Here is a 15,794-nt window from a genome sequence, read left to right on the forward strand (position 1 = left end):
TTATCCCGGATTTGCGGGAAAGCGAAGTCGGCCCCACGACGATTCGCGTCGCTTCGCCGCCCAAGAATTGGGCACATGCACTCACGAGTGCAAAAATTGTGCACTTATACCCCCGGACAACACCCCCAGCGCCGCCCGGTTCCTTGTGCGGCCGCAGCATTCCCCGCCCCATGCCGCATGAGGGGTCCACGCCCTGGATGCCGCACAAGAGAGGGGAAGCACGTGAAGCTCATCATTGCAGCAATCAAGCCGTTCAAGCTCGAGGAGGTCCGCGAGGCGCTGACCGCCATCGGCGTGCGCGGGATGATGGTGACCGAGATCAAGGGGTTCGGCAGCCAGTCCGGTCACACCGAGATCTACCGCGGTGCCGAATATGCCGTGAACTTCGTGCCGAAGGTCCGGCTGGAGATCGTCGTCTCTGACGCCCTGTCCGACCAGGTCGTGGCGACCATCCAGAAGACGGCCAAGACCGACAAGATCGGCGACGGGAAGATCTTTGTCCTGGACGTAGAACACGCCGTGCGGGTGCGCACCGGCGAAACCGATGACGACGCGCTCTGACGCGGTGGGGGAAAAGGGAAAACCTGACATGAGCATGCAAACGAAACTTGGCCTTGGCGCGCTGGCCGCGACGCTCTTCGCCAGCCTGCCCGCCTGGGCGCAGGAAGCGACGACCGAGGCGACCGAAGCCGCCGCCGAGGTGGTCGAGGAAGTCGTCCCCGTGATGGACAAGGGCGACGTGAGCTGGATGATGATCTCGACGGTCCTCGTCCTCTTCATGACCATTCCCGGCCTCGCGCTGTTCTACGGCGGCCTCGTCCGCGCGAAGAACATGCTGTCGATCCTGATGCAGACCACCGTCATCGCCTGCGTGATGATGATCGTCTGGGTGATCTACGGCTATTCCTTCGCCTTCGGCGGATCGACCTCGCCCTGGTGGGGCGGCACGGCCAAGCTCTTCCTGTCGGGCGTCACCGTGGACAGCATGTCGGCGACCTTCTCGGCCGGCTACGTGATCCCGGAATACCTGTTCATCGCCTTCCAGATGACCTTCGCGGCCATCACGCCGGCGCTGATCATCGGTGCCTTCGCCGAACGGGTGAAGTTTAAGGCCGTCCTGGTCTTCTCGGTCCTCTGGGCCACCTTCTCCTACTTCCCGATCGCCCACATGGTCTGGGACGCGAATGGCTATCTCTTCGGCAAGGGCGCCATCGACTTCGCCGGCGGCACCGTGGTCCACATCAACGCCGGTATCGCGGCCCTGGTCGGAGCCCTCGTGATCGGCCCGCGCATCGGCTACGGCAAGGACAACATGGCCCCGCATTCGATGGTCATGACCATGATCGGCGCCTCGATGCTCTGGGTCGGCTGGTTCGGCTTCAACGTCGGCTCCAACCTCGAGGCAAACGGCGGCGCGACGCTGGCGATGATCAACACCTTCATCTGCACCGCGTCCGCAACGCTGGCCTGGTGCGCGATCGAAGGCCTGCAGCGCGGCAAGGCCTCGATGCTGGGCGCAGCCTCGGGCATGGTGACCGGCCTCGTCGCCATCACCCCGGCCTGCGGCACCGTCGGTCCGATGGGCTCCATCGCGCTCGGCGTCCTCGCCACGCTCGCCAGCTACTTCTTCGTCACCGTGGTGAAGCTGAAGATGAAGTACGACGACAGCCTGGACGTCTTCGGCATCCACGGCGTCGCCGGCATCGTCGGCGCGGTCCTGACCGGGGTCTTCTCCGCGGCGGCCTTCGGCGGGGTCAAGGGCGACGACTACGCGATGATGTCCCAGCTCTGGATCCAGATCGAGGGCGTGCTGATCACCATCGTCTGGTCCGGCATCGTGTCCTTCATCGCCTTCAAGCTGGTGGACATGACCATCGGCCTCCGCGTCGACAACGACACGGAACGCCAGGGCCTCGACCTGACCACCCACGGCGAGCAGGCCTACCACTCGTAAGCGGACGACCGGCGGCGGGCCCTCCTCCTCCCGGCCCGCCACCAGACCAGACGGCCCGCGGGACCTCCGCCCGCGGGCCGTTCTCCTTTGCCGCAGCTCGGGTCTGGGGCGTCGCGGTCACGTTGGCGGCGCTTCGCCCGCCGGTCCCGCGTCATAGACGAGTCGCCTCGCAAGGTCGTGCCCAACGACCCTGAAACGCATGGATTGACCACGTCCCCGGACGGCGCCAGCCCCGTGCCTCCGCATCCGACCCGCCACTCTCGACCCTCCCCGCCCGCCGCCATGCCGCACGCTCTGCAGCCCTGCCTGTCCCGGGGTTCCTGACCCTTTCGCTCCGCCTGCTGCCACGGGCGCTCGGACCACCCGGGACCCATTCGGGACTGCGGGCAAATCAGTTGCCCAGCCCAGGCCGATCGGGATCCGGTGCGCGCGACCACAGATCGGGCCGGACTGCAGACGCCAGGCCGCGCTGATGCATCCAGGCTTGCCGCGCCCACCCGCCGTCCACGCAAGACCGCCTCCCCGCCAGGAGAGGCGAAGCCATCGACAACCACCCTTTCCCTCGCCCGCCCACCCCTCTAGGGTCCGCCCCAGACGAGGTCCCGATGCATCCCCAAGGCAATCCCCTGAAAGGCGTGGCGCTGGTCGTCGCCGCGACCTTTCTCTTCGCGGTGGGCGATACGCTCGGCAAGCATCTGTCGATGCTCTATGCGGCCACGATGGTCCTGTCGGCCCGCTACCTCATCAACCTTATCCTCGTCCTGGTCACCATGTGGCCGCGCCACCGCAGCGCTGTCTGGGCGACGCAGCGGACCGGCCTCGTCATCCTGCGTGGCCTTCTTCTCGCCGTGGCGACCGTGACCATGCTCCTCGCGCTCCGGGTGATGCCCGTGGCCGAAACGGTAGCGATCATCTACATCACCCCCGTGCTCCTCATGCTCGCGTCCGGCCCGGTCCTGGGCGAGAAGGTCAGCGTGCTTGGCTGGGTCTGCGTCGCCCTCGGCTTCGCCGGGGTCCTTCTCATTGCGCGGCCGGGCAGCGGGCTCGACAGCTGGGGCGTTTTGCTCTGCCTCCTGAACGCCGTTCTCGGCACGGGCTATCACCTGCTGACCCGGGTGCTGACGCGGACCGAGACGACGATGTCGCTCCTCTTCCACACCGCACTGGTAGGCTCGGTCCTGTCCATCGGCGCAACTCTCGCCATCGGAGCCGAGCCGATGCCGACCCTGCCCGACATCGGGCTGATCCTCGCCTATGGCACCTGTGCCACATTAGGCCATCTGCTTCTCACCACGGCCTACCGCGAAGCCCCAGCCTCGACCCTGGCACCGGTGAACTACACCCATATCGCCTTCGCCACGCTGCTGGGCTGGCTGGTCTTCCAGCAACTTCCTGACGCGCTGGGCTTTACCGGCATGGCGCTGATCGCCGCAGCGGGGCTGATGGCCGCCTGGCAGGCCAGCCGCTAGATGGATCTCGCCCAGGCCCTGACACGGTTCCGGCTGACCAACCCGCGCCCGCTGGCCCGGACCGCGACCAGCCAGCTCTGGACTGTCGCCGGACCGGATGGTGAAACCGCCGTCCTGAAACTCCTGCACCCCGGCCAGACCGAAGAGGCACGCGGGGTCGCTTATCTGCAGGCCCTCGATGGTCGTGGCGGCGTGAGGGTCCACGCCCTTGCTGGCCCGGCCATCCTGATGGAGCATTGCCCCGGCCCCTCCCTCGGCGATCTTGTCCGCTCAGGCCGGGACGAACAGGCGACCGACATCCTCTGTGACGTGATCCAGACCCTGCATTCTGCCCGGCCGGACCCCGCGCCCCTCGAACCCCTGGCCGTCCGCTTCGCTCCCCTGACCGACGGAAGCCTCGACGGCGATCTCGGCGAAGCCGCGCGGCTGGCTCGCGACCTTCTGGCCAACCCGGTCCCGGCCCTCGCGCTCCACGGCGACCTGCACCACGACAACGTCCTGTCCGGCCTCCGCGGCTGGCTGGCCATCGATCCCAAGGGCGTGTGGGGAGACCCCGCCTATGAGCCAGCGAATGCCTTCCGCAACCCGGAAGGTTTCGGCGAGCGCCTCTTCGATCCCGTGCGGATCAGGGACCTCGCCGCTGCCTTCTCGCGCCGCCTCGGGCAGCCGCCGCGCCGCATCCTCGGCTGGGCAGCCGCCCACTGCGCGCTCTCGACCCGCTGGGGACTGGAGGACGGACGGGATATCGCCCAGGACCTCCGCCTCCTGCCGCTTCTTCTCGCGGCCCTTACCACCGCCTGATCCCCAGGCCTTTCACATTTGCCCAAATATCCCCGCCGGAGGCTCCCGAGCCGTCTTGTGTCCTTCACACAAGACGGCGAGACAAAAGACTTGCGCGGAACGCGCTCAATCTGACAGTCGTCCCCCACCCGCGATGGGTTAAAAGACCCCTAACAGAAAATCGCAAGCCCTTGATTCAAAACGCATCCCACAGTTTGTCCACCGTGGACAGCCTCAGAAGAACCCCCGCGGGATCAGCCGGTGCTCCCAGGCGTCGCGTTCCAGCTCCTCCCGGAAATCCGGGTGCGCGATGGAAATCAACGCCCGCGCCCGCTCGGCAATCGACCGCCCCTTCAGGTTCACCATCCCGTACTCGGTCACCACATACATCATGTCCGTCCGGGGAGTCGTCACTACGTTCCCCCGGGTCAGCGCCGTCACGATCCGGCTCTTCCGCTCGCCCTTCTTGTCGTAGGTCGAGGCGAGGCACATGAAGCTCTTGCCTCCCTTCGACCCATAGGCCCCCCGCACGAACTGGAGCTGCCCCCCGGTGCCGGAGATATGCCGGAACCCGTCCGTCTCGGACGCCGCCTGCCCCTGCAGGTCGACCTGGGTCGTGTTGTTGATCGACACCACCCGGTCGTTCCGCATGATGTTGTGGGGGAGGTTGGTGTAGTCCACCGGGTGGAACTCCACCTCCGGGTTCCGGTCGATGAAGTCGTACAGATACTGCGCCCCGAGCGCGAAGGTGCAGACCATCTTTCCCGGATTGAGCTGCTTCCGCGCCCCCGTCACGCGGCCCGCCCGATACAGGTCCACGATCCCGTCCGTCATCATCTCGGTATGGATGCCCAGGTCCTTGACCGGGCTCTCCGCCAGCAGCGAACAGACCGCATTCGGCATCCCCCCGATCCCGATCTGCAGGCAGGACCCGTCCTCCACCTCTGCCGCGATCAGCCGGGCGACGGCCTTGTCGACCTCGGTGGCCGCACCCTTCGGCAGCTCCGCCATCGGGCGGTCGAAGCCGGGGATGATGTAGTCCACCTCGGACACATGCACCCCGGTGCCTTCCCCCATCACGTAAGGCAGCGTCGGCGTCTCTTCGACGATCACCACCTTCCCCCGCTCCACCAGCGCCCGCATCCACAGGGTGTTCGGACCGAAGTTGAAATACCCCCGCTCATCCATCGGCGCTGTCTTGAAGACCACGATGTCCGGCGGGTCGATGAAGCGGCGGTAGTAGTCCGGCACCTCGCCCAGGTTCACCGGCAGGTAATGCGCCATCCCGGCGTCATGCTTCCGGCGGTCGTAGCCGGAGAAATGGGTGGAGAACCAGTGGACATGCTTCGCCTCCGGGTCCGCCTCCAGCACCGCGCGGGGGCGGGCGGTCAGGACCGATCGGAACCGCAGGTTCGTCACCTCGCCCAGCCGCTTCGCCAGCGCCTCGTCGAAGGCATCCGGCTGGCCCAGCACAGCCCCGTAGTCGAGCCACATGCCCGACCGGACCAGCCCCGCCGCCTCCTCGGCTGTGATCCGCTTCGCTGCCTTGGCCATACTCGTCCCCCCGGATTTTGCGCGCAGTCAAGCACGGGGGCGGCGGGTCTGCCAAGCCTCAGCTGGTCGCAGAGATCAGCGCTGTCCCCGCCACCGCCATCGCGGCCCCGACCCAGGCCAGGGGGCCGGGGATGCGGCGGTAGACGGCCCAGACCATCGGCAGGATCACGATGGGCGTGGTGGAACTCAGCGTCGTGACGATCCCCACATCCCCCCGCGCCAGCGCCGCCATCAGGAAGGACATGCCCACCACCATCCCCGCCAGTGCCGAGAAACCGATTTGCCGGACTTCCACGCGAGAGGGCAGGGCGGCCGGCCGGAAGGCGGGCAGCGCAAGGAGCGCGATGAAGAAGAGCGCCCCGGTCCCCGACCGCACGACCATCGCCGCGACGGGGTCCGCGCCCTCGAGCATCGCGGGGCGCGCCAGAAGGCTGCCCAAGGCCTGCGCGAAGGAGGTGACGAGGCCAAGGAGGATTCCGATCCACAGGGGCTTCGGCGTCCGGGCGCCTTCGTCCTGTTTCGGGCCCATCACGGCCAGAGCGATCCCGGCGACGATCAGGCCGACGCCGGCGGCTTGCAGGAGCGTCACCGTCTCGCCCCGGAAGCCGAAGCCGAGCGCCAAGGCAAAGGGCGAGGCGGTGGTGAACAGCAGCGCCGAAATGCGCGGCCCGGTGTACTGGATCGTCGCGATATAGGTCAGCGATCCGACCATGATCCCGGAGGCGGAGGAGGCGGTCAGCCACAGGACCATCTCCAGGTCGAGCGTCCTCCAACCCCCAGTGACCGCGGCGATCACGGCGGTCATAAGGAACGCCAGGCTCATCTGCCAGCGCGACAGTTGCAGCGGTCCGACCCGGCCCGAGACCGAGTCGATGAACATTGCCGAGGCCGCAAAGGCCGCCGCCGCTGCAAGGGACAGGACGACGGCCAGCATCGGTGTCAGATCACCTGCGCGATGGCGGCGGCCAGCACAGGCACGGTCTTCGCGTTCAGGCCCGCGATGTTGATCCGGCTGTCGCCGACCATGTAGATCCCGTGCTCTTCCCGCAGCCGGTTCACCTGCGCTTCGGTCAGGCCCAGGCGGCTGAACATGCCCCGGTGGTGGGCGACGAAGTCGAAGCGGTCGGAGTTCGTCGCCCGGCGCAGCTCGTCGGCCAGCTGCTTGCGCAGGCCCAGCATGTTCTGGCGGACCTCCTCCAGCTCGGCCTTCCATTCGGCGGTCAGCGCCTGGTCTTCCAGGATCATCGTCACCAGCCTCGCGCCGTGGTCGGGCGGGAAGCTGTAGTTCTGCCGGTTCAGGAAGTTCAGGTTACCCTGCACCACCGCCTTCCGGTCAGGGGAGGTCAGCGCGATCAGGATGCCCGTCCGCTCGCGGTAGATGCCGAAGTTCTTCGAACAGGAGGCCGCGATCAGCACCTCGGGGAACGCCGCCGCGATCTTGCGGGTGGCGGCGGCATCCTCTTCCAGCCCGTCGCCGAAGCCCTGGTAGGCCAGATCGACGAACGGCACCGCGCCCTTCTTCTGGAGGAGCGCGATCACCTGGTCCCACTGCGAGCCGTCGAGGTTCGCCCCCGTCGGGTTGTGACAGCAGCCGTGCAGGAGCACCGCATCCCCCGCCGCCACGCCCTCGAGGTCCGCCATCAGCCCGGGGAAATCGATGCCCGAGGTCGCCACGTTGAAGTAGCGATACTCCACCCCGGTCATGCCGAGGTACTTCACGATCGACGGATGGTTCGGCCAGGTCGGAGCGCTCATCCAGACCCGCGCCTTGGGGTTGGCCATCTTGATCAACTCCAGCGCCTGCCGGATCGCGCCGGTCCCGCCGGGGGTCGCCACGGAGGCCGCGCGGTCGGCATAGCCATCGCCCAGGATCATCGACACCAGCGCCGCGTTGTACGCGGGCTCACCCGCCAGACCCGTATAGGTCTTGGTCTTCTCCACCTCCCACAGCTGCTTCTCTGCCGCCTTGACCGCCCGCATCACCGGGGTCAGGCCGGTCGCGTCCTTGTAGACGCCGACGCCAAGGTCGATCTTGGTGGTCCGCGGGTCCTCGCGGAACATGGCGATGAGTTGCAGGATCTTGTCCTGCGGCTGGGGATTGAGTGCTTCAAGCATGGATTTTCCCGGGGTTCTGGACGCGAGCCCAGTGCCACAAGCCGAAAGCCTCGGCAAGGAGCCTTAGGGGCCGGTTGCCACCCTCAGATCGTCATACATGCCCCATTCGGCCCAGGATCCGTCGTAAAGCGCGTGGTTCCGGTGCCCGATCCGCTCCAGCGCAAGGCTCAGCACCGCCGCCGTTACCCCGGACCCACAGCTGGTGATCGCGGGCTTCTTCAGGTCCACGCCCGCCGCCTCGAACACCGCCTTCAACTCGGCGGGGGATTTCATCGTGCCGTCCGGGTTCAGGACGTCACCGAAGGGGATGTTCTTCGACCCCGGGATGTGCCCCGACCGCAGACCAGCCCGCGGCTCTGGCGCCTCGCCCCTGAAGCGCGGGGCCGAGCGGGCATCCAGGATCTCGGCCTCCCCCAGCTTCGCCGCATGGGCGACCTGGGTCACGTCCTTCACCAGATGGTTCTGGCGGCTGACTGTCATGTGCCGGTCGCGCACGACGGGAGGCATGTCCTCGACCTCGCGCCCCTCGGCCAGCCACTTGGGGAAACCCCCGTCCAAGACCGCCACGTCCGTCTTGCCCATCAGCCGGAAGGTCCACCAGACCCGCGCCGCCGAGAAGATGCCCGCGCCGTCGTAGACGACCACCTGATGCCCGTCGCCTACGCCCATCGCCCGCAGGCGCGAGATGAACTTCTCGGGCGGGGGCGCCATGTGCGGCAGCGAGGAGCGCTGGTCGGAAATCTCGTCAATGTCGAAGAACCGCGCGCCGGGGATATGGGCGGCCTGATACTCCGCCTTCGCGTCCCGGTTCATCGCGGGCAGGTACCAGCTCGCGTCCAGGACCCGCAGGTCGGGGTCGCGCAGGTGGCGGGCCAGCCAGTCGGTCGAGACCAGCGTCTTCGGATCATCCTGCGGCGAAGGGGTCATGTGCGGCCTCCCGGGGGTTGCCCCGGATATATGCACCGCCACGCTGGCCTTGCAAGCGGCGCGGGGAAGTCTGCCCCCGCGCCAAAGGCATTACTTCACGAGGGCCTTCTTCAGCATCCCCGCGACGGCCGTCAGGATCGCCCCGCCGATGCCGCCGCCGGCGACCGACTGGATGATCGCACCGATGTCCAGGCCGGCCACCGCTTCTGCGGCCGCTGCGCCGGCATCGCCACCGAGCATCCCCATGAGAAGCCCGCCAAGCCCGCCGCCGACCGCGCCTACAACCGAGTTGCCCGCGGTCCCGAGGCTGAGGTTCTTCAGGCCCGCGCCTGCGGCATTGCCGCCCAGAAGACCCGCGATGATCTGGATGATAAGTTCCATTACCCGTAACTCCCACTGTCCGCCGGTTCCCGTACCGGGTTTGCCCGGCTTATGCTCCGGACTTTCTGTCCGGCAGGGGAAAATCTGCCAGAGGACCGCAAATCGGGCAAGAATTGTTCGAAAAGTGCTAGCCGCGGCTGTTCTGTTTCAGCAGGCGGGCCTTGTCACGGTCCCAGTCCCGCTTGGCGCTGGTCTCGCGCTTGTCGGCCAGCTTCTTGCCCTTGGCGATCCCGAGCTTCAGCTTCACGATCCCGCGGTCGTTGAAGTACATCTTCATCGGCACGATGGTCATGCCCTCGCGGCCCACCGCGCTCCACAGGCGGCTGAGTTCCTTCTTCGACACCAGCAGCTTACGCCGCCGCCGTTCCTCGTGCCCAAAGGTCTTGGCCTGCAGGTAGGGCGCGATGTAGCCGTTGATCAGCCAAAGCTCGCCCCCTTCGACCGAGGCATAGCTTTCCGCGATGTTCGACCCGCCCTGGCGGAGGCTTTTGACCTCGGACCCCAGAAGCATGATCCCAGCCTCCAGGTCGCTTTCGATGTGGTAATCGAAACGCGCCCGCCGGTTCTCGGCGATGAGCTTGGAGTTGGGATCGGACTTGGCCACCATGATCCGGTTCAGATAAGGTCTGCGGAAGGCTTAGTCCAGAAGGCACGCCATGTTACTGCAAATCGCGCTGGGCTCGGCGGTTCTGGTCGTGAACGTCCTGGTCATGGCCGTGGCTTCGCTGGTGCTGGAGAGCGCCTTCCGCACGGTCCACCCCTGGCTTCTGGCCCCGCCGCAGCGCTTGAAGCTGGTGCTTCTGCTGGTCGCCGTGGGTATCTGGGTGCTTCTGGTCCTGACCTTCAACATCTGGATCTGGGCCTATGTCCTGTTCGAGATCGGGGTCTTCAAGTCGATGGAGGAATCGCTCTACTACGCGATCGAGGCGTTCTCGACGCTTGGACTGGGCGACGTGGTCCCAGCGCAGGAATGGCGCATCTTCGCGGCGATGGCGGCGGTGAACGGGCTGCTCAGCTTCGGCCTTCTGACGGCTCTACTGGTGGAAGCACTGCGGCAGGTCCGGCTCGCGCAGCTGGAGCGGCGTCACAGCGCGGACCACAAGTAGGGTGGGCGAGATGCCCACCTATCCTTTGAGCTCATCGGTGATCCGCACCGGCCCGACCGCGTCTTTCAGCTTGGCGCGGTAGATCACCACCCCTTCAGCCACCCGCATCACATAGGTCCGCGTCTCGGCAAAGGGGATCGTCTCGACCCAATCCACCACGTCCACATCCGCCCGCCGCGGGTCGCCGAACTCGCCGATCCAGCGGCGCGGGCGGCCGGGGCCGGCGTTGTAGCCAGAGGCGATCAGAGCGATCGACGGGCCGAATTCCTCGGCCATCTCGGCCAGGTAGGCCGCGCCCATCGCCACGTTGTAGGCCGGGTCGCTGAACAGCTTGCCCGCGTCGAAAGGCTTGCCCAGTTTTGCAGCCATCAGCTTCGCCGTCCCCGGCAGAACCTGCATCAGCCCGCGCGCATCGGCGCCGGACCGGGCCCGGGGGTCGAACTCGCTTTCCCGTCGCGCGATGGAAAGCGCAAGCGCCCGGCTGACCTTCAGCCCGTCCGGCACGAACTCTGGCACCGGGAAATAGGCATGGGGCAGGATCAGGCCCCGTTCAGCCGCCTGCTTGGCCACCAGCACGGCAAGGTGCGGCTCGTCCCAGGCCAGCGTCATGTCGGCCAGTTGCGCAAGGCCCGTGTCGTCGAGCCCCTCGCCCAGGTGCAAAAGGAACCGCTTGCCCAGCGTCAGGTCGCCGGATCTCAGCAGCAGCTGCGACGCGGCCAGGACGGAGCTATTGGTGAAGCCTGCGCCCTGCCAGTCCGGGGTCGCGGGGCGGGCCAGAAGGCTTGCGTCCAGCGAGAGGCCCAACCGTTCTGCGGCGAGAAGCCCGTAGAACGCGGTCTGGTGCACGGCGGCGGCCTTGTAGCTTGCAGAGCCGTCCCGTCCAGCCGCCTCCAGCGACCGGCCGATCCAGTAATGCGCCCGCGCCAGGCTGATGGGCGTCGAAACCCCGGCCAGAAGGTGCTGGAAGTGCTTTTCGGCCGTCTCGGCATCACCCAGCCTCCGCAGCGCGATGAACCCCGCCAGGAATTCGAGGTCGGCATAGGCCGAGGCGCCACCGCCCACCGGGATATGGTGGTTCGCGGCGATCCGGTAGGCGTCCCGCTCGCGGCCGTTGCGCATGAGGTAACGCGCCAGCACCGCTCGGCGTTCGGCCCAGGCTTCGGGGCGGCCCAGGCTTTCGGCGGAAGACGAACGGTCGAGGATCAGCTCGGCCGCCTCGTCGTAAAGGTCCTTCTTCATCCGCCAGATGAAGCGGTCGTGGGCAAGGCCCGGATCGCCGGCGCGCGACTTTGGCACTGCCTCTATCAGGCCGGTGACGCCCTTGCCCTCGGTCTGCAGCGCGATCCGCGCGCGGGCGAGCGCCTGCAGGTCCTCGGGCACGCGGGACAGCATCCGCTCGGCCTCGCGGGTGCGGCCCTCCCAGAGCAGCGTGTCCAGGCGAAGTTCGTGGACGAAGCCCACCGCTTCGGGTGCAAGGCCGATCATCTCGGCCTCCTGCTCGGGCGAGAAGGCGAGGCTGGACCAGGCGCGCATCGCCTCGGTTTCGGCATCCGCCGCCCGGTTTGCCGCCAGAAGAGCACGGACGTATGCGATTGCGCCAGTGCCGGTCTCGGGCGGGCCGGCCTGGAACCAGGCGATCACCCGGGCCGGGTCGGTGGACCGGGCGACGGCCTCTTCCCCCTTCTCGCGCAGAAGGGGCAAGCCCGGCCAGTCGGGACGGCGCTGCAGGAAGTCCTCGTACTCCCCCAGCCGCCCTTCGCCCGCCCGCAGGCGCTGCCATTCGATCACGTCGCGCCCGACGCCCGAAGGCGCCACGGACAGCGCGCCGTCCCAATCTTCTTTCGCGGCCAGCTCAAGCGCTGTCCGCATCGCCTGTGTCGTGTCTGCGCTTGCCGGAAGCGTCTGGAGGCCAAGGGCCAGGACCAGCGCCCGGATCATTGTTCTGCTGCTCATGGCACCGGAATCTGCCTGACCGCGCGCCTGTGGACAACCCACGAGTGCGTTAGTGCGCAAGACTTGGCAGCGCGCCTGCCAGCCGCTATGAGAAGCGCGCTTAAACCCGGGCAATTCCGCCCCATCATAGGAGAAGCGTCATGATCAGAGGGTCCCTTCCTGCCCTGGTGACGCCGTTCAAGAACGGCGAGCTGGATCTGGTGACGCTGAAGAAACTCGTCGACTGGCACATCGCCGAAGGGTCGCACGGGATCGTTCCGGTGGGGACCACGGGCGAAAGCCCGACGCTCAGCCATGCCGAGCACCAGAAGGTCATCGAGGAAGTCGTAGCCGCCGTCGCGGGCCGCGTCCCGGTGATCGCAGGGGCCGGATCGAACAACACGGTTGAGGGGATCTCCCTCATGCGCCATGCCGAGAAGGTGGGGGCGGACGCCGCGCTGGTCGTGACGCCCTACTACAACAAGCCTACCCAGGCCGGGATGATCGCGCATTACACGGCGCTCCACGACTGCTGCCAGTTGCCGATCATCATCTACAACATCCCCGGCCGGTCCGTGGTCGACATGCTGCCCGACACGATGGGCACTCTGGCCAAGCTGCCCCGGATCATCGGCGTCAAGGATGCGACCGGCAAGATCGAGCGCGTGTCCATGCAGCGCGCCTCTTGCGGGGCGGATTTCATCCAGCTTTCGGGTGAGGACGCGACGGCGCTCGGCTTCAACGCCCATGGCGGGGTCGGGTGCATCTCGGTCACCGCGAACGTGGCCCCGCGCCTATGTGCCGAGTTCCAGGAGGCGACCCTGCGTGGCGACTACGCCAAGGCGCTGGAGTATCAGGACAAGCTGATGCCGCTCCACGAGGCGATCTTCATCGAGCCGGGTCTGGTGGGTGCCAAGTACGCCCTGTCGGTCCTGGGCCTCTGCTCGGAAGAGGTGCGCCTGCCGCTGGTCGGGCTGACCGACGGGACCAAGGCGAAGATCAAGGCCGCGATGAAGCACGCCGGGCTGATCTGACGGCCCAAATTCCTTAGAAGGAATTTGCAAATCTTTTCGAAAAGATTTGCGCCCCGTTCCAAGCGGCGGGGCGCTTGTCATTTCCGCCCCGCCCGCGCAAGGTCCGGCCATGCGCTCGTCCAAGACCATCCACGTGATCTCTGCCCATGCCGAGGGCGAGGTCGGTGACGTCATCGTCGGCGGCGTCGCCCCTCCGCCCGGCGCCACCCTGTGGGACATGCGTGAGGCCCTCTGGCGCGACCAGACCCTGCGCAACTTCGTGCTGAACGAACCCCGCGGCGGGGTGTTCAGGCATGTGAACCTGCTCGTCCCGCCCAAGGACCCGCGCGCGCAGATGGGCTTCATCATCATGGAGCCCGAGGACAACCCGCCGATGTCCGGCTCGAACTCGATCTGCGTGGCGACGGTGCTGCTGGACAGCGGGATCATCCCGATGCGTGAGCCGGTCACCGAGCTGACCCTCGAAGCCCCGGGCGGGCTGGTGACGGTCCGGGCCGATTGCCGTAACGGCAAGGCCGAACGCATCCATGTCCGCAACCTGCCGTCCTTCGCCGACAAGCTCTCCGTGCCGCTGGACGTCCCCGGCCTGGGGCGGATCACCGTCGACACCGCCTATGGCGCGGACAGCTTCGTCGTCGTGGACGCAGGGGCGCTTGGCTTCACCCATTCCCCCGAGGACGCCCACGCCATGGCGAAACTCGGCGTCCAGATCACCACCGCCGCCGATGAACAACTGGGCTTCAGCCACCCGGAAAACCCGGACTGGCGGCACTTCTCCTTCTGCCTCTTCGCTGGCCCCCTGACCCGCGTATCGGACGGCTGGGAGACACAACACGCGGTCTCCATCCGCCCCGGCAAGATCGACCGCTCGCCCACCGGGACCGCAGTCTCGGCCCGGCTGGCGCTGCTTGCGGCCCGTGGCCAGATCGGTCCGGGCGAGGTTCTGCGGGCGCGATCTCTGATCGGTGGGCAGTTCGAGGGCCGCATCTTGGGCGCGACCAAGGTGGGCGACCTGGACGCCGTCCTGCCCGAGATCTCTGGCCGCGCCTGGATCACCGGCACGCACCAGCACATGCTGGATCCCGCCGACCCCTGGCCGCAGGGCTACCGCCTGTCCGATACCTGGGGCGCGCGGTGAGGCTCGTCGGGGCTTTCGGGCACACATCGCGCGACTTCACCGTCGAATGCCCGAAGGGCCCAAGGATGGTTTCGTGGCGCTGACCGAGAACCAGCGCGGCGCGCTTTTCATGACTGCCTCGATGGCCGGCTTCGCGGTCGAGGACGTCTTCGTGAAAGCCGCCGCCCAGACCTTGCCGCTGGGCCAGGTCCTGCTGACCATCGGCCTCGCCGGAATGCTGGTCTTCAGCGCGATGGCCGCGCGGCAGGGTGAGGCTCTGCTTCCCCCCGCCTTTCTGTCGCGTCCCATGCTGATCCGCTGCGGGTTCGAGATTACCGGGCGGCTCTTCTACGGGTTGGCGATCACGCTCACCGCCCTCTCCACCACCTCCGCCATCCTGCAGGCGACCCCTTTGGTCGTCGTCGCCGGGGCCGCGCTGGTCTTTGGCGAACGGGTCAGCCTGCAGCGCTGGCTTGCGGTCCTGGTCGGCTTCGTGGGCGTGCTGGTGATCCTGCGGCCGGGGTCGGATTTCTCGGCCCTGTCGCTGCTGGCCGTGGTCGGACTTCTGGGCTTTGCCGGACGAGACCTCGCCACCCGTGCCGCGCCGAAAGGGCTGTCGAACCGCCAACTCGGTGCCCTGGGCTTTGCCATGCTGGCGACGGCGGGGGCGATCCTGCTGGCGGTCAACGGTGGGGCGCACGTGCCCTCAGGCCCGGCGCTTGCCTATCTTGCGGGCGGGACGGTCTTCGGGACGCTGGGCTACCACGCGCTCACCTACGCGATGCGGACGGGAGAAGTCGGGGCCGTCACGCCCTTCCGCTACACCCGCCTCGTCTTCGCGATGGTGCTGGCGATGGCGCTCTTCGGCGAGCGCCCCGACCTCGCCACCTGGATCGGCGCTGCGCTGGTTGTGGGGTCAGGCATCTATGCGCTGACCCGCCGGTAGGGTGGGGTTCGACCCCGCCTTACACCCCGATCAGTTCGGCCTGCCGCACGATCACCTCGGCTTGCCGCATGGACGCGATATCCACCAGCCGCCCCTTGTAGACCGCTGCCCCTTGGCCTGCGGCCTTCGCTGCCTCCATCGCCGCGAGGATCTCCCGCGCCTCGGTCACGGCCGCTTCGGAGGGCGTGAAGACCTCGTTCGCCAGCGCCACCTGTTTCGGATGGATCGCCCATTTCCCGACCATCCCCAAGGTCGCCGACCGCCGCGCCTGGGCCTTGAACCCTTCCTCGTCGCTGAAATCCCCGAATGGCCCGTCCACCGGAAGCACCCCATGCGTCCGGCAGGCTGCGACGATCGCCGCCTGCGCCCAGTGCCAGGGGTCGGACCAATACTTCTGGCCCTCGCGGTGCATGTAGTAGTTCTCCTGCGTCCCCCCGATCCCGGTGGTCTGCATCCCCATGCTCGCCGCGAAATCCGCC

Annotated in this window: 15 protein-coding genes and 1 pseudogene; 8 read left to right on the forward strand and 8 right to left on the reverse strand. The window is 67.4% G+C overall.

What is annotated here, in order from left to right; all coding sequences use genetic code 11:
• Positions 1-222 precede the first annotated feature (222 nt).
• From ACE3Q6_RS18160 to ACE3Q6_RS18175, 4 genes are all read left to right on the forward strand, one after another.
• Positions 223-561, forward strand: coding sequence for a P-II family nitrogen regulator (locus ACE3Q6_RS18160; RefSeq protein WP_137111689.1), 339 nt, complete (start codon positions 223-225; stop codon positions 559-561).
• Positions 562-589: 28 nt separating this feature from the next.
• On the forward strand, positions 590-1,954 hold the full coding sequence (locus ACE3Q6_RS18165; protein WP_374435537.1) for an ammonium transporter: 1,365 nt from the start codon (positions 590-592) through the stop codon (positions 1,952-1,954).
• A gap of 605 nt (positions 1,955-2,559) precedes the next feature.
• The gene (locus ACE3Q6_RS18170) at positions 2,560-3,423 is read left to right on the forward strand and encodes a DMT family transporter (protein WP_374435540.1); all 864 of its coding nucleotides are present in this window, start codon (positions 2,560-2,562) and stop codon (positions 3,421-3,423) included.
• A complete protein-coding gene (locus tag ACE3Q6_RS18175; protein ID WP_374435542.1) occupies positions 3,424-4,224 on the forward strand; it encodes an aminoglycoside phosphotransferase family protein in 801 nt (266 codons plus the stop codon).
• A gap of 213 nt (positions 4,225-4,437) precedes the next feature.
• On the opposite strand, the gene ACE3Q6_RS18180 is transcribed toward ACE3Q6_RS18175, so the two are convergent.
• From ACE3Q6_RS18180 to smpB, 6 genes are all read right to left on the reverse strand, one after another.
• Complete coding sequence (locus ACE3Q6_RS18180) at positions 4,438-5,757, reverse strand: acetyl-CoA hydrolase/transferase family protein (protein ID WP_374435545.1); 1,320 nt, start codon at positions 5,755-5,757, stop codon at positions 4,438-4,440.
• Between the two features lie 58 nt (positions 5,758-5,815).
• Positions 5,816-6,691 (reverse strand): DMT family transporter, encoded by an 876-nt coding sequence (locus tag ACE3Q6_RS18185; protein WP_374435547.1) that lies wholly within the window; start codon positions 6,689-6,691, stop codon positions 5,816-5,818.
• Positions 6,692-6,696: 5 nt separating this feature from the next.
• A complete protein-coding gene (locus tag ACE3Q6_RS18190; RefSeq protein ID WP_374435549.1) occupies positions 6,697-7,872 on the reverse strand; it encodes an aromatic amino acid transaminase in 1,176 nt (391 codons plus the stop codon).
• 63 nt (positions 7,873-7,935) lie between these two features.
• Complete coding sequence (gene sseA, locus ACE3Q6_RS18195; RefSeq protein ID WP_374435551.1) at positions 7,936-8,799, reverse strand: 3-mercaptopyruvate sulfurtransferase; 864 nt, start codon at positions 8,797-8,799, stop codon at positions 7,936-7,938.
• A 90-nt stretch (positions 8,800-8,889) separates the two neighbouring features.
• A complete protein-coding gene (locus ACE3Q6_RS18200) occupies positions 8,890-9,180 on the reverse strand; it encodes a hypothetical protein (RefSeq protein ID WP_374435554.1) in 291 nt (96 codons plus the stop codon).
• Positions 9,181-9,307: 127 nt separating this feature from the next.
• Positions 9,308-9,787, reverse strand: a complete 480-nt coding sequence (gene smpB, locus ACE3Q6_RS18205) for an SsrA-binding protein SmpB (RefSeq protein WP_374435556.1) — start codon at positions 9,785-9,787, stop codon at positions 9,308-9,310.
• Between the two features lie 49 nt (positions 9,788-9,836).
• Between smpB and ACE3Q6_RS18210 the strand changes: the two genes are divergently transcribed.
• Complete coding sequence (locus ACE3Q6_RS18210; RefSeq protein ID WP_374435558.1) at positions 9,837-10,286, forward strand: potassium channel family protein; 450 nt, start codon at positions 9,837-9,839, stop codon at positions 10,284-10,286.
• Positions 10,287-10,304: 18 nt separating this feature from the next.
• Here ACE3Q6_RS18210 and ACE3Q6_RS18215 read toward each other — a convergent pair whose 3' ends face one another.
• On the reverse strand, positions 10,305-12,239 hold the full coding sequence (locus tag ACE3Q6_RS18215) for a lytic transglycosylase domain-containing protein (protein WP_374435561.1): 1,935 nt from the start codon (positions 12,237-12,239) through the stop codon (positions 10,305-10,307).
• A gap of 140 nt (positions 12,240-12,379) precedes the next feature.
• Between ACE3Q6_RS18215 and dapA the strand changes: the two genes are divergently transcribed.
• From dapA to ACE3Q6_RS18230, 3 genes are all read left to right on the forward strand, one after another.
• Positions 12,380-13,252, forward strand: coding sequence for a 4-hydroxy-tetrahydrodipicolinate synthase (gene dapA, locus ACE3Q6_RS18220; protein WP_374435563.1), 873 nt, complete (start codon positions 12,380-12,382; stop codon positions 13,250-13,252).
• A 109-nt stretch (positions 13,253-13,361) separates the two neighbouring features.
• Complete coding sequence (locus tag ACE3Q6_RS18225) at positions 13,362-14,390, forward strand: proline racemase family protein (RefSeq protein WP_374435565.1); 1,029 nt, start codon at positions 13,362-13,364, stop codon at positions 14,388-14,390.
• A 46-nt stretch (positions 14,391-14,436) separates the two neighbouring features.
• Entirely contained in the window at positions 14,437-15,315 is an 879-nt protein-coding gene (locus ACE3Q6_RS18230) for a DMT family transporter (RefSeq protein WP_374435567.1), read from the forward strand.
• Positions 15,316-15,334: 19 nt separating this feature from the next.
• Here the strand turns inward: ACE3Q6_RS18230 and ACE3Q6_RS18235 are convergent.
• A pseudogene (locus ACE3Q6_RS18235) lies at positions 15,335-15,794 on the reverse strand (L-malyl-CoA/beta-methylmalyl-CoA lyase); the annotation flags it as partial.

It is taken from the genome of Tabrizicola sp., from assembly GCF_041913445.1.
In the GTDB taxonomy this organism is placed as follows: Bacteria; Pseudomonadota; Alphaproteobacteria; order Rhodobacterales; family Rhodobacteraceae; genus Tabrizicola.

Excerpts from the sequence above, each read along its gene's own strand:
- ACE3Q6_RS18175 (WP_374435542.1), top strand. The coding sequence starts at position 3,424 with ATGGATCTCGCCCAGGCCCTGACACGGTTCCGGCTGACCAACCCGCGC.
- dapA (WP_374435563.1), top strand. The coding sequence starts at position 12,380 with ATGATCAGAGGGTCCCTTCCTGCCCTGGTGACGCCGTTCAAGAACGGC.
- ACE3Q6_RS18200 (WP_374435554.1), bottom strand. The coding sequence starts at position 9,180 with ATGGAACTTATCATCCAGATCATCGCGGGTCTTCTGGGCGGCAATGCC.
- ACE3Q6_RS18210 (WP_374435558.1), top strand. The coding sequence starts at position 9,837 with ATGTTACTGCAAATCGCGCTGGGCTCGGCGGTTCTGGTCGTGAACGTC.
- ACE3Q6_RS18170 (WP_374435540.1), top strand. The coding sequence starts at position 2,560 with ATGCATCCCCAAGGCAATCCCCTGAAAGGCGTGGCGCTGGTCGTCGCC.
- ACE3Q6_RS18225 (WP_374435565.1), top strand. The coding sequence starts at position 13,362 with ATGCGCTCGTCCAAGACCATCCACGTGATCTCTGCCCATGCCGAGGGC.
- ACE3Q6_RS18230 (WP_374435567.1), top strand. The coding sequence starts at position 14,437 with ATGCCCGAAGGGCCCAAGGATGGTTTCGTGGCGCTGACCGAGAACCAG.
- smpB (WP_374435556.1), bottom strand. The coding sequence starts at position 9,787 with ATGGTGGCCAAGTCCGATCCCAACTCCAAGCTCATCGCCGAGAACCGG.
- ACE3Q6_RS18180 (WP_374435545.1), bottom strand. The coding sequence starts at position 5,757 with ATGGCCAAGGCAGCGAAGCGGATCACAGCCGAGGAGGCGGCGGGGCTG.
- ACE3Q6_RS18215 (WP_374435561.1), bottom strand. The coding sequence starts at position 12,239 with ATGAGCAGCAGAACAATGATCCGGGCGCTGGTCCTGGCCCTTGGCCTC.
- sseA (WP_374435551.1), bottom strand. The coding sequence starts at position 8,799 with ATGACCCCTTCGCCGCAGGATGATCCGAAGACGCTGGTCTCGACCGAC.
- ACE3Q6_RS18165 (WP_374435537.1), top strand. The coding sequence starts at position 590 with ATGAGCATGCAAACGAAACTTGGCCTTGGCGCGCTGGCCGCGACGCTC.
- ACE3Q6_RS18190 (WP_374435549.1), bottom strand. The coding sequence starts at position 7,872 with ATGCTTGAAGCACTCAATCCCCAGCCGCAGGACAAGATCCTGCAACTC.
- ACE3Q6_RS18185 (WP_374435547.1), bottom strand. The coding sequence starts at position 6,691 with ATGCTGGCCGTCGTCCTGTCCCTTGCAGCGGCGGCGGCCTTTGCGGCC.